19 protein-coding genes and 2 other annotated features are annotated in these 17650 nt (G+C 44.4%); of the genes, 1 reads left to right on the forward strand and 18 read right to left on the reverse strand.

What is annotated here, in order from left to right; all coding sequences use genetic code 11:
- Positions 1 to 258 precede the first annotated feature (258 nt).
- The 4 genes from pheT to AT864_RS03200 all read right to left on the reverse strand — a co-directional run bounded on the left by pheT (position 259) and on the right by AT864_RS03200 (position 5209).
- Complete coding sequence (pheT, locus tag AT864_RS03185; protein WP_066146380.1) at positions 259 to 2673, reverse strand: phenylalanine--tRNA ligase subunit beta; 2415 nt, start codon at positions 2671 to 2673, stop codon at positions 259 to 261.
- Positions 2674 to 2688: 15 nt separating this feature from the next.
- Positions 2689 to 3723 carry a phenylalanine--tRNA ligase subunit alpha gene (gene pheS, locus AT864_RS03190; RefSeq protein WP_044742992.1) on the reverse strand — a complete coding sequence of 345 codons (1035 nt, stop codon included), beginning with the start codon at positions 3721 to 3723 and terminating at the stop codon, positions 2689 to 2691.
- 43 nt (positions 3724 to 3766) lie between these two features.
- Positions 3767 to 4001, reverse strand: a binding site (T-box leader).
- 84 nt (positions 4002 to 4085) lie between these two features.
- Entirely contained in the window at positions 4086 to 4406 is a 321-nt protein-coding gene (locus AT864_RS03195) for a hypothetical protein (protein ID WP_044742993.1), read from the reverse strand.
- A gap of 47 nt (positions 4407 to 4453) precedes the next feature.
- Entirely contained in the window at positions 4454 to 5209 is a 756-nt protein-coding gene (locus AT864_RS03200; protein WP_066146382.1) for an RNA methyltransferase, read from the reverse strand.
- Positions 5210 to 5305: 96 nt separating this feature from the next.
- Here AT864_RS03200 and sspI point away from each other — a divergent pair, with 96 nt between their 5' ends.
- A complete protein-coding gene (gene sspI / locus AT864_RS03205) occupies positions 5306 to 5515 on the forward strand; it encodes a small acid-soluble spore protein SspI (protein ID WP_044742995.1) in 210 nt (69 codons plus the stop codon).
- Between the two features lie 239 nt (positions 5516 to 5754).
- On the opposite strand, the gene AT864_RS03210 is transcribed toward sspI, so the two are convergent.
- The 14 genes from AT864_RS03210 to AT864_RS03275 form a co-directional block, all read right to left on the reverse strand.
- On the reverse strand, positions 5755 to 6267 hold the full coding sequence (locus AT864_RS03210; RefSeq protein ID WP_231734578.1) for a hypothetical protein: 513 nt from the start codon (positions 6265 to 6267) through the stop codon (positions 5755 to 5757).
- Complete coding sequence (locus AT864_RS03215) at positions 6207 to 6983, reverse strand: class I SAM-dependent methyltransferase (RefSeq protein WP_172798664.1); 777 nt, start codon at positions 6981 to 6983, stop codon at positions 6207 to 6209. Before AT864_RS03215 ends, AT864_RS03210 begins: the two co-directional genes overlap by 61 nt.
- Before the next feature lie 131 nt (positions 6984 to 7114).
- A complete protein-coding gene (locus tag AT864_RS03220) occupies positions 7115 to 8200 on the reverse strand; it encodes a M42 family metallopeptidase (protein WP_044745971.1) in 1086 nt (361 codons plus the stop codon).
- Between the two features lie 68 nt (positions 8201 to 8268).
- Positions 8269 to 8754, reverse strand: coding sequence for a dUTP diphosphatase (locus tag AT864_RS03225; protein ID WP_044745970.1), 486 nt, complete (start codon positions 8752 to 8754; stop codon positions 8269 to 8271).
- 14 nt (positions 8755 to 8768) lie between these two features.
- Entirely contained in the window at positions 8769 to 9188 is a 420-nt protein-coding gene (locus AT864_RS18620; protein ID WP_369815477.1) for a DUF1294 domain-containing protein, read from the reverse strand.
- 121 nt (positions 9189 to 9309) lie between these two features.
- Positions 9310 to 9669, reverse strand: a complete 360-nt coding sequence (rplT, locus tag AT864_RS03235) for a 50S ribosomal protein L20 (RefSeq protein ID WP_044745968.1) — start codon at positions 9667 to 9669, stop codon at positions 9310 to 9312.
- A 38-nt stretch (positions 9670 to 9707) separates the two neighbouring features.
- On the reverse strand, positions 9708 to 9908 hold the full coding sequence (rpmI, locus tag AT864_RS03240; protein WP_044745967.1) for a 50S ribosomal protein L35: 201 nt from the start codon (positions 9906 to 9908) through the stop codon (positions 9708 to 9710).
- Positions 9909 to 9930: 22 nt separating this feature from the next.
- A complete protein-coding gene (infC, locus tag AT864_RS03245) occupies positions 9931 to 10476 on the reverse strand; it encodes a translation initiation factor IF-3 (protein WP_080862150.1) in 546 nt (181 codons plus the stop codon).
- A 140-nt stretch (positions 10477 to 10616) separates the two neighbouring features.
- Positions 10617 to 10748 (reverse strand) — a sequence feature (ribosomal protein L20 leader region).
- A 123-nt stretch (positions 10749 to 10871) separates the two neighbouring features.
- Complete coding sequence (thrS, locus tag AT864_RS03250) at positions 10872 to 12803, reverse strand: threonine--tRNA ligase (protein ID WP_066146391.1); 1932 nt, start codon at positions 12801 to 12803, stop codon at positions 10872 to 10874.
- A gap of 517 nt (positions 12804 to 13320) precedes the next feature.
- Complete coding sequence (ytxC, locus tag AT864_RS03255) at positions 13321 to 14199, reverse strand: putative sporulation protein YtxC (protein WP_066146394.1); 879 nt, start codon at positions 14197 to 14199, stop codon at positions 13321 to 13323.
- A 94-nt stretch (positions 14200 to 14293) separates the two neighbouring features.
- A complete protein-coding gene (gene dnaI / locus AT864_RS03260) occupies positions 14294 to 15220 on the reverse strand; it encodes a primosomal protein DnaI (RefSeq protein WP_369815483.1) in 927 nt (308 codons plus the stop codon).
- 31 nt (positions 15221 to 15251) lie between these two features.
- The gene (locus AT864_RS03265; protein WP_044745963.1) at positions 15252 to 16640 is read right to left on the reverse strand and encodes a replication initiation and membrane attachment family protein; all 1389 of its coding nucleotides are present in this window, start codon (positions 16638 to 16640) and stop codon (positions 15252 to 15254) included.
- A 59-nt stretch (positions 16641 to 16699) separates the two neighbouring features.
- The gene (nrdR, locus tag AT864_RS03270; RefSeq protein WP_044745962.1) at positions 16700 to 17161 is read right to left on the reverse strand and encodes a transcriptional regulator NrdR; all 462 of its coding nucleotides are present in this window, start codon (positions 17159 to 17161) and stop codon (positions 16700 to 16702) included.
- Positions 17162 to 17197: 36 nt separating this feature from the next.
- Positions 17198 to 17596: a cytosolic protein gene (locus tag AT864_RS03275; RefSeq protein ID WP_066146400.1), complete on the reverse strand. Its 399-nt coding sequence runs from the start codon at positions 17594 to 17596 to the stop codon at positions 17198 to 17200.
- Positions 17597 to 17650: the final 54 nt, after the last annotated feature.

Genomic DNA, 17650 nt, shown 5'->3' on the forward strand with positions numbered 1-17650 from the left:
AACTGGTATTATATCAAAAAAATGACACATGGAATCAAAAAAATATAAAGATCGATTGACTCAGATTGAAAAATCGGTATAAGCTTTCGGTATTGGATCTATTGGAGAGCGATATAAATCGAATAATCAAGCTGGGACATATATTCAAAAACAGATTCTATTTTTCAACAGTGGGAGGTAAGTTATTTTTAGTACGGAAAAGTTCATGATGATAAAAACCCCCATCCTACGCCTTGGCATAAGATGGGGATTTCCTTTTTATCCACGCAACGTAGCGCCGAATTGTTGTTCCACTGCTTTAATGACTTGTTCGTGAACAGCCGTAACTTCTTCATCAGTAAGCGTTCGCTCTGGATCGAAGTAACGAAGTGAAAACGCGATCGATTTTTTGCCTTCCGGCAAGCGGTCGCCTTTGTATACGTCGAAGATCGCTACATCTTTTAGCAACTGTCCGCCAGCGGCGATAATCGCTTTTTGTACCTCGCCGGCGACAGTCTGCTCATCGACAACGAGCGCGATATCGCGTATGATAGATGGGAAACGTGGAATGGCTGTATAACGAATCTCTTCTACTTCCACATGTAACACATCAGACAAGGCAAGCTCAAACACATATGTTTCTTTCAAATCAAAATCTTTTTGCACAATCGGGTGAAGCTGACCGACAAACCCCACTGTTTTTCCATTCAATAAAATCTCGGCTGTGCGCCCTGGATGAAGGTGCTCTCGCTTTGTCTGTTTATATTCGATATGGTTTTCCAGTCCTAACAGCGCAAACAATCCATCTAAAATCCCCTTGATTACATAGAAATCAACCGCTTTTTTCTCTCCTTGCCATAAGTGCACATGCCACGCCCCTGTCATCACTCCAGCAAGACGTTCTTTTTCGTTTGGCAACTCGCTCTCGCTGTTTGTCAAATAGACAGAGCCGATCTCGTATAACGATACGTTTTCGACTTGGCGAGCGCGGTTATAGCTGGCTGCTTCTAACAGATGAGGCACCAGGCTCTGCCGCAGAACACTTCGCTCTTCGCTCATCGGTAGGGCCAAACGAATCGGCGCGGCAGCCTCAAGCGCAAACATAGTCGCCTTCGCCTCATTGGTGAGCGAGTACGTAATCGCTTGGAATAAGCCAGCATCTTCTAAATAACGGCGCACTTTGCGGCGTTTCGCCTGATATGCGGTCAGCTTGCCCGGAGTGGCTTCAGCAACTGGGAGAGTGGCCGGCAAGTTGTCATAGCCGTACAGACGTGCCACTTCTTCAATGATATCTTCTTCAATGGCGATATCGCGGCGCCGTGATGGCACAGTTACCGTAAACGTTTGGTTATCTTCCGTAAAAGCAAATTGCAAGTTCGTCAAAATATGGGCCACTTCTTCTTTCGTAATCGCTGTGCCAAGCACTTGATTAATGCGATCAAGCGTAATTGTGACCGTCACTTCTTTCGGCTGCCATGTATTTGCTTCCACTACGCCACCGACCACTTCACCGCCTGCGTACTCCGCCATTAACGCTGCCGCACGGTCCAGCGCTTCCTTCGTACGCGCTGGATCGATCCCTTTCTCAAAGCGCGTGCTCGCTTCGCTGCGCAAGCCATGGTCTTTTACCGCTTGGCGGATAATCGGACTTGTAAAATAGGCCGATTCAATAAATACCGTCTTCGTATTATTTTGCACTTCGGAATTCGCGCCGCCCATCACTCCGGCTAACGCAACTGGCTCGCTTCCGTTCGTAATAACAAGATGATCGTCGGTTAATGTTCGTTTGACATCGTCTAGCGTTACCATTGTTTCACCCGCTTTCGCGCGGCGGACGACAATCTCTTTGGAGCCAAGGCGGTCATAATCAAAAGCATGAAGCGGTTGGCCGTACTCAAGCAAAATGTAGTTTGTAATATCAACAACGTTATTGTGTGGACGAATGCCGGCCGCCATCAAGCGCGCTTGCATCCAAAGCGGTGATGGGCCAATTTTGACGTTTTTCACAATTCGTCCGGCATAAAGAGGATTATCCTCTTGTGCATCGACGCGCACAGAAATGTAATGGTGAACATCTTCATGATTTTCATGAACCCCCCTCTCAGGCAGCTTCACGCTTCGGCCTAAAATCGCGGCCACTTCATAAGCGACACCGATCATGCTTAAACAATCCGCGCGGTTCGGCGTCAAACCAAGCTCCAACACTTCATCATCCAAATGGAGCAGTTCAAGCGCATCGGCTCCCACCGGAGCATCGCTAGGAAACACAAAAATACCGTCAGCGTACTCTTTTGGCACAAGTTTCGGCTCGATGCCAAGCTCCTGCAATGAGCAAATCATTCCGTTTGATTCTTCACCGCGCAATTTCGCACGTTTAATTTTGAAATTGCCTGGCAATACCGCGCCAACCTTTGCGACTGCTACCTTTTGTCCTTTAGCGACATTCGGAGCGCCGCAAATGATTTGCACCGGTTCTCCCTCACCAACATCGACGAGGCATTTGCTTAATTTATCGGCGTTTGGATGCTGGTCACGCTCCACGACATGGCCGATCACGACGCCTTTCGCCCCTTTGTTTAACACTTCAACACTTTCCACTTCGATTCCGCTTTTCGTGATGCGGTCTGCTAATTCTTTTGCTGTTACTCCTGTTAAATCAACATATTCCTGCAGCCATTTATATGAAACAAACATCCATCAAACCTCCCTTTACACCCGGTTGAATTGTTGCAAGAAACGAACATCGTTTTGATAGAAATGGCGGATGTCGTCAATGCCGTATTTCAGCATCGCGATGCGTTCAGGCCCCATCCCGAACGCAAAGCCGGTATATTTTTTTGAATCAAAACCGGCCATTTCTAATACATTTGGATGTACCATTCCAGCCCCTAAAATTTCAATCCAGCCTGTACCTTTACATACGTTACAGCCATGGCCGCCACAATTAAAGCAAGAGACATCCACTTCCACAGACGGCTCCGTAAACGGGAAAAAGCTTGGACGAAAACGAATGTCGCGATCTTCGCCAAACATCTTGCGGGCAAACTCGCGCAGCGTTCCTTTTAAATCGCTCATGCGGATGTTCTCATCGACAACGAGCCCTTCAATTTGAGTAAACTGATGTGAATGCGTCGCATCGTCGTTGTCCCGTCGGTATACTTTTCCCGGGCAAATGATTTTCACAGGCCCGCGTCCTTGATGCTTCTCCATCGTGCGCGCCTGTACCGGAGATGTATGCGTGCGCAGCAAAATTTCCTCTGTAATATAGAACGAATCTTGCATATCGCGCGCCGGATGACCTTTCGGAAGATTGAGAGCCTCGAAGTTGTAATAGTCTTTTTCGACTTCTGGCCCTTCGGCAATCGTATACCCCATGCCGATAAACAAATCTTCAATTTCTTCAATTACGCGCGTCAAAGGATGATGATTTCCTCGGCGCACTGGGCGCCCTGGAAGCGTTACATCAATCGCTTCAGCTGCTAATTTTTTCTCGACCTCCTGTTGCTCAAGCTCTGCTTGTTTTTCTTCGATTGCTGTTTGGATCGCTTCACGCACCTCATTGACAAGCGCCCCCATCACTGGGCGTTCCTCAGGAGACAATGCTCCCATTCCGCGCAGCACTTCGGTAATCGGTCCTTTTTTGCCGAGATACGCTACGCGCACCTCATTGAGCGCTTTTAAGTCATTCGCCTGCGTAATTTTTTCAAGCGCCTCTTGCTGAAGCTGCTGTAAACGTTCTTTCATGAAAAAACCTCCTCTATGCAAAAATAAAAAACTCGCCCCCTGCATAAGGGACGAGTGAAATCGCGGTACCACCCTTGTTAACAGCGAAAAAGCGCTGTTCACTTCATTGCGATAACGGCCATGGCCGGAACGCCTTTACATTTTGCAATAGCAAAATGGTCCAAGCGTCAACTCCAGAGGTGAATTCACTTGCTTCTACCATAAAAACGCTCCCAGTCTCCGGCGTTTTCTCCCTGGATGGCGAGGGACAAGCTACTCTTCTCTTTCATCGTTATTTTTCTTATTTCATTATTTTTATATTATAGGCAATCCATCCATCTGTTGCAACCACTATCTGCTGAGCGAACAAACATATACGATTACTATCTCATGCTTCGCCATTCCACTATATCAGCTTCTTGCTCCATTGTGTGAGCCGAAAGCCGCTCTACTTGCCGTGCTTGTTCCTCTGACGAACCTCCCCATCTCCCCCTCGTTAAGAAATGGAAGACTTCTCGGTGGATGATGTTAAACTGGAACTCTCTCTTTTTTAACATAGCCACATCTTCTTTTTGCGCAGAGGCGTCTTCTTTGAACCGCTTCACCTCTCCTTGCAAATGAGCAATGCCCCTCTTCATTTGTTCCATTTCGGGCATTTTGTACATCGAGCCGTTCAATAACCGCATGGAACAATGCTTTTCCATATTGAATCGTTTCTTTTAGGATTCATTCAGTAGTGTATCTTTTACGTTTATCCCCGCAAATGGTAAAGCAAAATCCCGGTGGCCACTGCCACGTTCAGTGATTCAGCTTGTCCATGAATAGGAATGTACAAATTTTTCGTCGTCTGCTCAAGCCATTCCTTGCTGACGCCGCTTCCTTCATTGCCGACAAGAAGAGCAAACGCACCGCTAGCGTGTACTTTTCGATAATCATCGCCATTTTCTAAAGATGTCCCGTAAATTGGAATATTTTTTTCCTTTAACGTTTGCATCCATTTGCTAAGGGAACCGCGGATGATCGGCAAATGAAAAAGCGAACCTTGTGTAGCGCGAATGACTTTCGGATTGTACACATCTACACATCCCTCTCCAAGAATCACAGCATCCACGCCGGCCGCATCAGCTGTGCGAATCATCGTCCCCACATTCCCCGGATCTTGCACCGCATCCACAAGAAGCAGCTTAGCTTTGCTCCAATCAAGCGATTCATCGCTTAATTGCCTGCATACGGCCGCAATTCCTTGCGGGGTTTCCGTATCGCTGATCTCCCGCATTACTCCTTCTGTAACAACTGTAATCGGAATATGGCCCACATTCCATTCTGAAGGAATGGCCTTGCTTTCCTCAATGATCAATTGAACAAGCGAAACACCGCTTGCTAAAGCTTCCTCCACTAAATGGAACCCTTCAATCAGAAAAAGTCTTGTCTTGTCTCGTTCTTTTCTTGTCAGCAGCTTCTTCCATTGCTTTACTTGCGGATTTTTTGTCGATTCAATCCGTTTCAATCTCCATTCTCCTTTTCTTTTTTGCCTGTCACTATACATAATAAACGAAAACGACGACAAAAATAAATGTGTAATACATAAAGCGAGGTGAGGAATTTGGATCTAAATTTACGGCATGCAGTCATGCACAATGTAGCCAACAATACAAAAGAACAGCTTGAAGATACGATTATGGATGCGATCCAACGCGGCGAGGAAAAATATTTGCCAGGTCTTGGCGTTTTGTTTGAAGCGATTTGGAATCACTCATCCCCGGAACAAAAAAACGATATGCTAGTGACGCTTGAGCAGGCAGTAAAACAATAAAACAGACTCTCGAAAATGTCCGTCCCGCCGCTTTCCATCAAATGATGCAGCGGGACTGCGTTTTCTTTATGACTGATTTTTAAGTCGATGTCTTTGTTTATGTCGGTTGTTGCATCTGTGAACGAAAAGATGGGAACGCATGAACGATTCCAAAACAACATTCCCATTTTTGTAATAGTCAAAGACGAGCGGGTTCATCCTCTGCCTATTTTGGGACAAATGCTGATAATCCAGTTTATCTATTTCAGATCAATGGTTAATGCCGCATTTTTTGCATGAGGCGTAAATGTTGTTTTTCCCGTTGGTAACCGTTCTTTCTTGCTATCCTTTACGCCCTCTTTTTTATTTTTTAAATACTCGTCAATCGTGCGGTAGTGAGTAGGAGAAACCTCAAACGTATAAGTAACGCCGGAATATAAATGCAACTTAAGGGATTTACTATTTACAATCATCAATTGAACTTGAGGAATATGAGCAATGTCTTTGTTTTGATATCCTTCTGAAACGACATGGACCAAGAATTTAGAATATTGGCCGTCTTGATCTACGATTTTGATAGTGACAGGTATTTTATCAGAAAGTTGATTCTCCGCATCTTTTGGATGAGAACAAGCAACAATGAATATAACAAAGGCCATGATGAATAGCCACGCTTTTTTTATCATCGGCACCTCCCTTAAAATTAAAAAGGTCATAAGGCTTTCTGTTCTTTCACCGCGACAATGCGTATGCGCTTGTAATCCGCCACCCATTCTCCTCTCTTCCATAGATAAGGCTTTAGTGATTCTTTTATTTTTTCATAGAGAAATAGCTTTTCTTCTACATCGATTCCTAGAAAAAAATCGCCGGCAAAACTATCAAGCCAGTGGATAAGGCCTTGTTCGCCATCAGCCAGTGGAGTTGGACGGTCAAAATGGATTGCGTGCAACACGCGAAATCCATACCTTTCAAGCAACGCACTATACTCTCCAATGCTCGGAAAATACCACGGGTTCCTCTTCTCATAAATTCCGGCGTACTGCGCTAGCACCATTTGAATCGCTTGAACAATCGCTGATATATTTCCTTTTCCACCAAATTCAGCCACAAACTTTCCGTTGGGCTTTAATGACAGGAAAATGGATTCAACCACCTTCTCCACATTTTTCATCCAATGTAATGCTGCATTGGAAAACACTGCATCATACAGCTCACTTGTTCGAAATGACTCCCCGTTGTCTACAATGAAGCAAATATCTTCATACTTTTCACGAGCTTTCGCAATCATTTCAGAAGATGCGTCCATTCCGACAACAATGGCTCCTGATTTAGAAATTTCATAGCTCAAATCGCCCGTGCCACAACCTAAATCAAGGATTCTCTCCCCTGCTTGTGGATTCAGCCATTCAATGACTCCTTTTCCGAGATCAGAAACAAAACGAAACTTTTTATCATATAAACTTGGATCCCATGCATTCAAAGACGCCATTGACTTTCCCCCTCACAGCCCATATTGGATTGAGTTCGTCTTTCCATTATTTCCAAGCATTTTTAACAAAAAATGCTCCATCGTATGAAATGGAGCATTCTTCTTACATCGTATGACAGTCCGTTTATTCCTCAATCAAACGTAATCTCTTTCACTTTTGCTTCATCAAGGCGCTTAATCACTTCGACAAGTAGTTTCACCGTGTTTTCATAATCGTCGCGGTGAAGCATCGCAGCATGCGAGTGGATGTAACGTGTCGGGATGGCAATCGTCAGCGCCGGAACACCGCTTGCCGTCAGGTGGATAGCGCCCGCATCCGTTCCTCCGCCCGGCATCGCGTCAAAATGGTATGGGATATTTAATTCTTCTGCTACATCAATGACAAACTCGCGCAACCCTCTATGCGACACGAGCGTCGCATCATATAGCACGATATGCGGGCCAGCACCGAGTTTGCCCATCGCTTCTTTCTCCGAAACACCTGGTGTATCTCCAGCAATGCCGACATCGACAGCAAACGCAATATCCGGTTGAATGAAATTTGCCGACGTTTTCGCGCCGCGCAATCCGACTTCTTCTTGAACAGTACCAACACCATAAACGACGTTCGGATGCTCGACATCTTTCAGCTGCTTTAATACATCAATGGCAATGGCACAGCCAATACGGTTGTCCCACGCTTTTGCAAGCAACATTTTTTCATTATTCATGACCGTAAATTCAAAATACGGAACGATCGAATCACCCGGGCGCACCCCCCATTCCATCGCTTCATCGCGGCTAGATGCGCCGATATCGATAAACATATCTTTGATTTCGACCGGTTTTTTGCGCGCCTCCGGCGGTAAAATATGCGGTGGCTTTGAACCGATCACACCGGTGATTTCTCCTTTTTTCGTGATGATGGTGACACGCTGGGCGAGCATCACTTGTCCCCACCAGCCTCCAAGCGTCTGAAAGCGGATAAATCCTTTTTCATCAATTTGCGTCACCATAAAACCGACTTCATCAAGGTGGCCAGCCACCATAATTTTCGGACCGTTTTCTTTTCCTGCTTTTTTCGCGACAAGACTGCCGAGCCCGTCTGTTGTGACCTCATCGGCATAAGGAGCTATGTATTTTTTCATGACTTCCCGCACTTCTCGTTCATTGCCGGGCACACCTTTGGCATCGGTTAATTCCTTTAGCATGGTTAACGTCGGATCTAGCTTTGCCATATTCAAACTCCTTTCATATGTACTTCATCCCCATTATAGCGAAAAGAAGTACCAATGTACAAAATTTGTTAATAATTCTGATTTTGCCGTTCGTGATTAATTTCATTTTTTTTCCTATAGGCTTGTTCCATTTGCTCAAGGGAAAAACCTAGTTGGTTGCCTAAACGCAAATATTCAGCAAATAAATGCTGGTAGCTTGCCAAAGATTTGGCCTCATAAAACTGGTGGGCAGCTTGAAAAACGAATAAAAACTGTTCAACTAACGAACGAGTCTCTGATACTCGATCATCAGCTGTAAAATCAAATCCGCATTCCAAACCAAGCGATAGAATAAAGTGCAAGCCATCCACATATTCTTCTAATATTTTGTCTTGCGGCGCTGGCGGCTTCACACTCCAAAACTTAAAACAGCGTGTTTCATTGGCGAGCTCTCCAAGCTCAACAAGCAAAGCTAGCACTTTCCGGTCGACAAGATTTTCATGTTGCAGCCCATGCTGTGTCTCAATTCGTTCATCAAGCTGGCGCTGCAATGAATAAAGCATTTGTACGTTCATTTTCTTCTCCCCCGCTATTGATAAAGAATAACATAAATAAGCATATCGAAAATAGCCAAAAGCAGCAATCCATAACGAAAGAGGCGGTGTCGCGTTTTATGGTGAAAGCCATACATGCCAATGGCTGCTCCGATTGCGCCTCCGGCAAGAGCAAACAACCAGATCGTCCGCTCAGCAATCCGCCATTTCCCTTTTCTTGCCTTCTGTTTATCAAGCCCCATTATTAAAAAGCTAACGGCATTCACAATCGCCATATACCATTCCATGCTCCTCTCCACCTCTCTTGAGTCATGACCGGATGACCATGCTGATGAAAAAATGACCATTCTCGTTTGGAGAATGGTCATCACAGACTGTTGTTCAACGCTTGCATCTTGGGCCAATGACCGCGTTCGCCCGCTCATGAGCTTCTTTTGTTCGCTTCGCGTCTTCATCCGGCTTCGTTCCATGTTTGGTTAAGCGTTTTACATCCGGCCTGATGTGGAAATACATGATGCTTAAAATGGTTGTAGACAAAGTCAACACCGACTTTGTCTACAACTTCCATCTGTCTCTTTATTTATTTAAGTTAGCTTTTGCAATATCAGCCAGTTGCGCGAATGCTGCTGCATCGTTTACAGCCAACTCAGCAAGCATTTTGCGGTTTACTTCTACACCAGCAAGCTTTAAGCCATGCATTAAGCGGCTGTAAGAAAGTCCGTTCATGCGAGCTGCCGCGTTGATACGCGTAATCCAAAGCTTGCGGAAATCGCGTTTCCGTTGACGACGGTCGCGATATGCATACATTAATGATTTCATTACTTGTTGGTTTGCGACTTTATATAAACGATGCTTAGAACCGAAATAGCCTTTTGCAAGTTTAAGAACTTTTTTGCGACGTCTGCGCGTTACTGTTCCGCCTTTAACACGTGGCATCTGTTATTCCCTCCTACGATTATGTTTCATTCCAAAAATTATTTTAAGTTGTCTAACATTTGACGAATACGTTTAAAATCTCCAGAAGATACAAGCGTTCCTTTGCGAAGCTTGCGTTTTTGCTTTTGAGTTTTATTAGCAAACAAGTGGCTAGTAAACGCATGAGAACGCTTCAATTTACCAGTACCCGTCTTTTTAAAACGCTTTGCAGAGCCTCTGTGAGTTTTCATTTTTGGCATAGGGTGTATCCTCCTCGTTCGGTTATTTGTCGTTTTTCGGTGCGAGCACTAAAAACATGCTGCGTCCGTCCATTTTCGGAGCAGATTCAACAACGCTAATATCAGCGCAGGCCTCAGAAAAACGGTCCAACACGCGCTGGCCAATTTCTTTGTGGGTAATAGCCCGCCCTTTAAAGCGAATGGTTGCCTTTACTTTATCGCCTTTTTCAAGGAATTTGCGCGCATTGCGAAGCTTCGTATTAAAATCATGCTCTTCAATTGTCGGGCTCAAACGAACCTCTTTCACATTAATGACTTTTTGCTTTTTACGCGCTTCCTTTTCTTTCTTTTGTTGCTCAAAACGGAATTTGCCGTAATCCATAATTCGGCATACCGGTGGTTTAGCGTTTGGCGCGACCATAACCAAATCAAGGTTCAATCTGGCTGCAATTTCCAACGCCTCTTGTTTTGATTTAATGCCTAATTGCTCTCCGTTTGGATCAATTAAACGAACTTCGCGCGCACGAATGCTTTCGTTAACGATAAAATCTTTGCTAATAACTAGCCACCTCCAAGGTTTTTTACGAATGACTTGTTTGCATAATGCACCCTTTGCTAGGAAACCGAAGCGAAACACTCGTTTCTGCGTTTCATTTTTGCTTGGCCGTTGTCTTTCCTCTCCACCATATACTCATGAAGAATACGGGGCTTTGGAAGACTCGCAGCCTTGCATACAAAAAAGCATGAGTGCATACGACACCCATGCTTTTACGATCGGACTTTTCATAGACGAACCGTAACAACCCGCTAACAGCGATCCGCGTCAGACAGGTGAGAAGCCGGGTGCTTCTGCTTTTGTCACAAACAAGTATTCAATTTGACTTATATAGATTACCATATTGGAAGCAGCATGTCAATATAAGCATTTTTCAACACAACGCATATTATTATATCTAACTCTTTCTATTTTAGCAACACTTTTTTTCAACGGCGCACTTCTGCCTTTAATGCATCGATAAAAGCGGCAAGAGGCATCGTTTCGCTTTTTTGTTCGCCATATTTGCGGACATTGACAGCCTGCTCTTTTACCTCGTTGTCTCCAACAACAAGCATGTACGGAATTTTTTGCATTTGTGCTTCGCGAATTTTATAGCCAATTTTTTCATCGCGTTCGTCAACTTCCACGCGAAATCCTTGCGATTGTAGCGCTTCTCTCACTTGATGCGCGTAGTCGGCATGAACGGCTGGCGATACTGGAATGACTTCCACTTGCACTGGAGCAAGCCATGCAGGGAACGCTCCTTTATATTCTTCAATTAAGAAAGCGACAAAGCGTTCCATGGTGGACACGACGCCACGATGGATGACAACTGGTCGGTGCGGTTTTCCATCCTCGCCGATATATGTTAAATCAAAACGCTCTGGCAGCAAGAAATCAAGCTGAACGGTCGACAGCGTTTCATCCTTTCCAAGCGCCGTGCGCACTTGCACATCTAGCTTTGGACCATAAAACGCCGCTTCTCCCTCCGCTTCATAATATTCAAGCCCAAGTTCGTCCATCGCTTCACGCAGCATGCTTTGCGCTTTTTCCCACATCGCATCATCATCGTAATATTTTTCTTTATCATGCGGGTCGCGGTAAGACAAGCGGAATGAGTATTCGTTTAAGCCAAAATCTTTATATACTTCAAGAATTAAGTTGACGACTCGTTTAAATTCGTCTTTGATTTGATCTGGACGAACAAAAATATGGGCATCGTTCAATGTCATGCCGCGCACGCGCTGCAGCCCTGTCAAAGCCCCTGACATTTCGTAGCGATGCATCGTTCCAAGCTCAGCAATGCGAATCGGCAGCTCGCGATAACTATGGATTTTGTTTTTGTATACCATCATATGATGCGGACAGTTCATCGGACGAAGAACGAGCTGTTCGTTATCCATCTCCATTGGCGGGAACATGCCATCTTGATAATGATCCCAGTGTCCAGATGTTTTATATAGCTCAACGCTTCCAAGCACTGGTGTATACACATGCTGATAGCCAAGTTCTATCTCTTTATCCACAATATATCGTTCAATCGTGCGGCGGATGGTCGCACCTTTCGGCAGCCAAAGCGGCAGGCCTTGTCCCACTTTTTGCGACGTTGTAAAGAGCTCAAGCTCCTTCCCAAGTTTGCGGTGATCACGCTCCTTCGCTTCTTGCAGCAAACGAAGATGTGCTTCCAAATCCTCTTTTTTAAAGAAAGCCGTGCCGTAAATGCGCTGGAGCATTTTATTTTTGCTGTCCCCGCGCCAATACGCCCCCGCAATGCTTAAGAGCTTAAATTCCTTAATTTTTCCTGTCGATGGCACGTGGATGCCGCGACAAAGATCGAAAAATTCGCCTTGTTCATAAATGGAAACAACTTCTCCTTCAGGAATGTCGTTGATTAGCTCAAGTTTTAAATTGTCGCCAATTTCTTCATAACGGCGAATCGCTTCCTCGCGATCCACCTCTTTGCGGACAATCTCCAAGTTTTCTTTCACGATTTTTTGCATTTCTTTTTCAATTTTTGGAAGATCCTCTGGTGTCAATGATTCTTCCATATCAATATCGTAATAGAAGCCATTCTCAATGACTGGACCAACGCCCAGCTTTACATTTTTGTACAAGCGCTTGATTGCCTGAGCCATTAAATGGGCTGTACTGTGACGTAAAATTTCGAGCGCTTCTGGCATGTCCTGTGTGATGATCGCAATCGCTCCATCTTGATGAATCGGTGTACGTAAATCAAGCAATGTATCGTTTAATTTTCCAGCAATGGCTTTTTTCTTCAATCCAGGGCTGATGGAAGCAGCAATTTCTTCCGTTGTCGTTCCTTTTGGAAACTCCTTCACTGCCCCGTCAGGAAATGTAATACGGATAATCTCTGACATCGCTTTTCACTCCTTTTTGAATATTCATATAAAAATAAAAAACTCGCCCCTCCAATAAGGGACGAGTTGAATTCGTGGTTCCACCCTTCTTCCCACCGCTCTCTCACCCAATCGGCAACAAAAACCCAAGTGAATAGCGATGGCTCGAATCGCATAACGGTGCTTTCCGTCAGCAATTACTTGATCGCAGCGAGTTTGGACTGCCTACAGCTTTTCTGTCGCGGCCGACATGCTCGACCAGCCAGGCGAGCGAACCGCACGGCTCCCTTCGAACAATGAACTGCAAATGAATTTGCCTGTTGGCGTCCTTGTTCGAGGAAAGCGGCAGAAAAGCAAAAATAACTCCTACAATCGTTCACTGCTGAAGTTCCGAGGCGGTAAGTGCATTTTCCGTGTTAGGAAGGTTACAGCCAAAGCCTTCCCTCTCTGGAAACCGTAAAAACACACCCATGTCCTCATCATGACTTTTCCACATGTTTCATTATGTACGTTATTATAGAATGTCTGATGAGAAAAATCAAGTCGATCGATCATTTATCGACATGGCCGTCTGGGCATCGGCAAAATCCGTCGGTTTACAAAAACGAAGCCGTTCTTGAAACACATTTTGTAGCGTTTGAATCATTCCGTCATCTTCACATGAAGTATAGACATATACCAATTCAGGAGCAATCGAAACAAGCGGCGCTAATACAGAAGAATCGATATACATCGGCTGACTGACAGGCAAATTGCGGTCAATCAGCTGGGTTAACTCCTTTTTTGTCACATGGCGAAACTGTTCATCAAAAAAAAGAAAGTCCGGAGAGCGATGAACAAGATGAACAATCCGCCACTTGGCTTCCCGTTCTGCCACGTAATCGCGCAGTATTTGCACAAAATTTTGATATTCTTGCTCTAGCTTATATTCATCAATGGCCAGTTCGACATAATGATTCAATCGTTCCATATATCGTTTCAGCCTGAATGTAACAAACGAGGTGAGTGAAAAAGAAAGATTATCTTTTAAAAATGGTAAAAGTGCATTCATAATGAGCGCATCGCGCGACATGACGCTTTTTTTCCCGCTTCGATAATCATATCGTTCCCCCTCAAGGAACGAATGAGTTAATTGCAAAATTTGATACTGCTCTTCCTCGTTTTTAAAATAAAATGTTCCAGAAATAATGGACAGCAGCAGCCGATCTTCAATAAAACGAAGAATAAACTGCGTAATCGCAGGTGCCACGCACGATGAAATAGCTTCATCCACACATTGGTCTATGTCAATCGTAACTAAAGAATTTCCATCGTACTTCAATTGCAAATAGAGCCGGGTTGTCCCGTTCACTTTTTCTTGCAAAAGATCAAAAAATTTTTCTGCGTCGCTTGTCTGTTCGAAGTAAATCTCAATCAATGTCGTCCCCCCTTTGTAAGTGAATGCTTGTTCTATATATATGGGAGGACGCGTTGATTTAGAATCAGAAAAACAAGCGATCCGTTCACTTCGCTTAGTCTAAACGGCGATTTCTTCCTTTTATCTCCACAGGATCTGCTAAATAACGGATGCGTTCCATCAGGCGCGCCGCTTTCATTTGTTCTTCCTCGCCTCTTTGGGAATACGTTAAGTGGTGGGCTAACTGCTGCAAATCAAAATTCGATGTAAAAAAAGTCGGAAGATTTTCCAGCATCCGGTATTGCAAAATCGGACCTAGCAAATCATCACGCACCCAGCTTGACATGGATTCGGCGCCAAGATCGTCCAGCATTAAGACGGGAACTTTTTTGACATAATCCAATTTTTCGTTCATCGTTTGATCCTGCCAAGATCCCTTGAGTTCACGAAAAAATTCAGGTACGTAGACGATGAGAGAGGACACCTTTTTTTGTGCCAGCGCGTTGGCAATCGCTCCAAGAATATAAGTTTTTCCAACACCAAAAGAACCGTATAAATAAAGCCCCTTGATCTTTTTTCCCGGTTCATAATTTGCTACAAAATGCTCCGCTCGCTCAATTGCCTTCATTCGTCCGTCATCGGCAAGATCGACATCTGATAACGAAGCCTGTAAAATTTCGCGCGGTACAAATAAGCTTTGAATTAACGCTTCCTGCCGTTTCCGCTCATCATGCTTGATCTTCGTTGGACAACGGTCATATTGAATATCAATAGCATTTCCATGGAGCACAAGACGCGGGTGGTATCCCTTGAGAAGATTGCGGCACTCGCCTAAGCTTGGACAGCGCTCACAATTTTTACTTTGTTGGATAAACTCATATAATTTCATTAAACCTCGTTCCAAAATAACGTTTGTTACCTGATCCCTGTGCTCCCGCAAAAAGGCCTGTACTTCTCGTTGAGACAAAATCTCATGTTTTAGCTGCTCATATCGCTGCCGGAAATCTTTCCGGTGGAGCAGACGATGAAGGAGCTCGTCCATTGGCTTCACCACTCTCACCTCCTGTTTTTATTTACTGATTCCGGTATTTTTTCAGACGTTCTTCCAGTTCGCGACGCTTCTGTTCAAGGTTGACTTCTTCGCTTGTTCCAGACTCCTTTTGACTATAATCCATATTGAGCCACTCAGGCAACATTTCCTTGCGAACCGTTTTTTGTACCGTTTTTTTCTCTTTCCCGGTCGCCCAGCTCTGATATTTTTTCGTCTCTTTTTTCGCCAGCTCCATCGCTTCCTTAACGGTGCGAATTTTTTTCCGAGCCCAATGGCTCGCAATTTTCTCTACATATGCCTTTGATAGCTTCATATCTGTCCGAAGCATGACATAATAAATTAACACATTGACAACACCAGGAAGAAGCTTTTGCTGAAACATAATCTCTTCAATAAGCTGCAAGTCGCTTAGCGAAGGCTCTGCTCCCCCTGAAATATCGATCAGCAGCTGACGCGGTGAAATCGTTTCGAGCTGTTTGATCAGCAGCTCTTCCTTCGTTTTTGGTTCCGTATTCTCCATTGTGCGGTATGTAAGCGGCTGAACGCGCGTGCTTAGCTGTGGCAGCTCTTCCCCTCGTTCAAACTGATACCAATCGCGTGCCGCTTTTCTTAATGCTTCAATATCAATATGTGCAGCAGGATCAATCACACTAAGTACAATTTTTTGCATTTCTAATGGATCAATACCATATAAAAAGGACAGCTTTTTAATGGCCTCGCGCACTTTTGCGGTAATGGCTCTTTTGGGCACAATCTGCCTTGAAAGCCCTGCAAAAAATAAATCAAAGTCAAATACTTCTTCTCCTAATACATACGTGTCTGCACTCCGTCTCATATATTCATAACCATCAGGTAGATGCAAGTCTTTTTTTGTTTCTTCATTCATGACAGCAACCATCTGTTCCGGATGCACGGAGTAAAAAATATCATTAAATGATCGTGTAATGGCGGTAAATTGACTTTCATCAATTGCTGGCACCGAGAAAAATTGCTTCAAGGTCTGAAATTTCTTTCGCCCCACACGATTGTAAAGAAACACATTGAACACACTATCCGTGAAAAACTGCTCTGGCGTAAGCGGGGGCTGCAGCTCGTAAATAAATAGCTTCGGATCTTGTTTGTCGTTGACATATGTTTTCAACAATCCAATCCCTTCCAGTTTTAGACGTTCGTCATAAATTTCTTTTAGACTGCATTGCATAATCGCCATCAAGCTATGATGGGTTGTTTCTTCCGCCGACAGATGCTGTTCAAGCTCCCCCCACAAGGTCATATATAGACTGAACGCGCGTGAACCGATTAACGGCTGATATAACAGTGTAATCACTTTTCGATCAAAATCATGTAAAATCCCATTGCTTCGCACCATATAACGATCAACAGGAATAAGCTCCTTCCAATGATGTTCCATGCTATCGCCCTTCCCCATTAGACTAAAAAAAGGGCTTTTCCGTAGATCGAGCAAGCCCTTTACCGCTGTTCTTTTTTAATTAGTTCCTTAAGTTCTTCAATAAACACGTTTAAATCTTTAAATTGCCGATAAACGGAAGCAAAGCGAACATACGCTACTTCATCGACACTCGACAGTCGCTCCATCACCATTTCGCCGATCGTTTCACTTTTCACTTCAGCCACTCCGCCATTGCGTAGCTCTTTCTCAATCTCTTGGGTAATATGCTCCAGCTGTTCTAGAGCCACCGGCCGCTTCTCGCACGCTTTAATGAGCCCTCGCAATATTTTCTCTCGGCTAAATTCTTCCCGCGTTCCTTCCTTTTTGACGACAATCAGCGGCATTTCCTCTACTTTTTCAAATGTGGTAAAACGATAATGGCACTGTTCGCATTCCCTTCTGCGCCGAATGGAGCGCCCTTCATCAACCGGTCGCGAATCAAGCACCCTTGTGCCATTATGGTGGCAAGATGGACATTTCATATGAACCACTCCATTTTAATAGCCTTTTCTTTTCATTCACCCATTGATTCCAGAACCTATATAAGGAAGACGTTGGTCGATCTTTTGATATAAATCAATCACAATGCGGCGGCTCCATCCAAAATCGAACGGCAAAAGCTTTGTGTCTGTTGTAACAGAAAAATCAATGGCCGTTTCAAATGGGCGAACAGAAATGACCGTAATGACAATAAACGCCTTTCTTCCTCGACGAGTCGCTACGCTAAACTCTCCTCGTTCTTCAGAAATAGAAAGCATCTCGTACTCATGAGAAGAAGCGATTAATTCTTTAACGGCTTTGATGGCACTAGCGGCCGTTGTTTTGTAATAGCGGCTTTGCAATTGCTCATCCTCGTGATTTTCTCTTGTCTCACAATGGTTGGTCAATCCGTATTTTAACTTGCTCCAAACACTCATCGATCGCCGCTCCTTGCTTTATTCTTTATCATTATGATACCATTAGTGCCCCAT

It is taken from the genome of Anoxybacillus sp. P3H1B, from assembly GCF_001560855.1.
Classification (GTDB): domain Bacteria; phylum Bacillota; class Bacilli; order Bacillales; family Anoxybacillaceae; genus Anoxybacteroides; species Anoxybacteroides rupiense.

Bases quoted from the DNA above. Each gene is read 5' to 3' on its own strand.
- nrdR (WP_044745962.1), bottom strand. From the start codon at position 17,161: ATGAAATGTCCATCTTGCCACCATAATGGCACAAGGGTGCTTGATTCG.
- AT864_RS03265 (WP_044745963.1), bottom strand. From the start codon at position 16,640: ATGGAACATCATTGGAAGGAGCTTATTCCTGTTGATCGTTATATGGTG.
- AT864_RS03210 (WP_231734578.1), bottom strand. From the start codon at position 6,267: ATGGGTGGCGGATTACAAGCGCATACGCATTGTCGCGGTGAAAGAACA.
- AT864_RS03215 (WP_172798664.1), bottom strand. From the start codon at position 6,983: ATGGCGTCTTTGAATGCATGGGATCCAAGTTTATATGATAAAAAGTTT.
- AT864_RS03195 (WP_044742993.1), bottom strand. From the start codon at position 4,406: ATGGAAAAGCATTGTTCCATGCGGTTATTGAACGGCTCGATGTACAAA.
- dnaI (WP_369815483.1), bottom strand. From the start codon at position 15,220: ATGGACGAGCTCCTTCATCGTCTGCTCCACCGGAAAGATTTCCGGCAG.
- rplT (WP_044745968.1), bottom strand. From the start codon at position 9,669: ATGCCACGTGTTAAAGGCGGAACAGTAACGCGCAGACGTCGCAAAAAA.
- rpmI (WP_044745967.1), bottom strand. From the start codon at position 9,908: ATGCCAAAAATGAAAACTCACAGAGGCTCTGCAAAGCGTTTTAAAAAG.
- AT864_RS03275 (WP_066146400.1), bottom strand. From the start codon at position 17,596: ATGAGTGTTTGGAGCAAGTTAAAATACGGATTGACCAACCATTGTGAG.
- AT864_RS18620 (WP_369815477.1), bottom strand. From the start codon at position 9,188: ATGAAGACGCGAAGCGAACAAAAGAAGCTCATGAGCGGGCGAACGCGG.
- AT864_RS03220 (WP_044745971.1), bottom strand. From the start codon at position 8,200: ATGGCAAAGCTAGATCCGACGTTAACCATGCTAAAGGAATTAACCGAT.
- thrS (WP_066146391.1), bottom strand. From the start codon at position 12,803: ATGTCAGAGATTATCCGTATTACATTTCCTGACGGGGCAGTGAAGGAG.
- pheT (WP_066146380.1), bottom strand. From the start codon at position 2,673: ATGTTTGTTTCATATAAATGGCTGCAGGAATATGTTGATTTAACAGGA.
- AT864_RS03225 (WP_044745970.1), bottom strand. From the start codon at position 8,754: ATGAACGTACAAATGCTTTATTCATTGCAGCGCCAGCTTGATGAACGA.
- pheS (WP_044742992.1), bottom strand. From the start codon at position 3,723: ATGAAAGAACGTTTACAGCAGCTTCAGCAAGAGGCGCTTGAAAAAATT.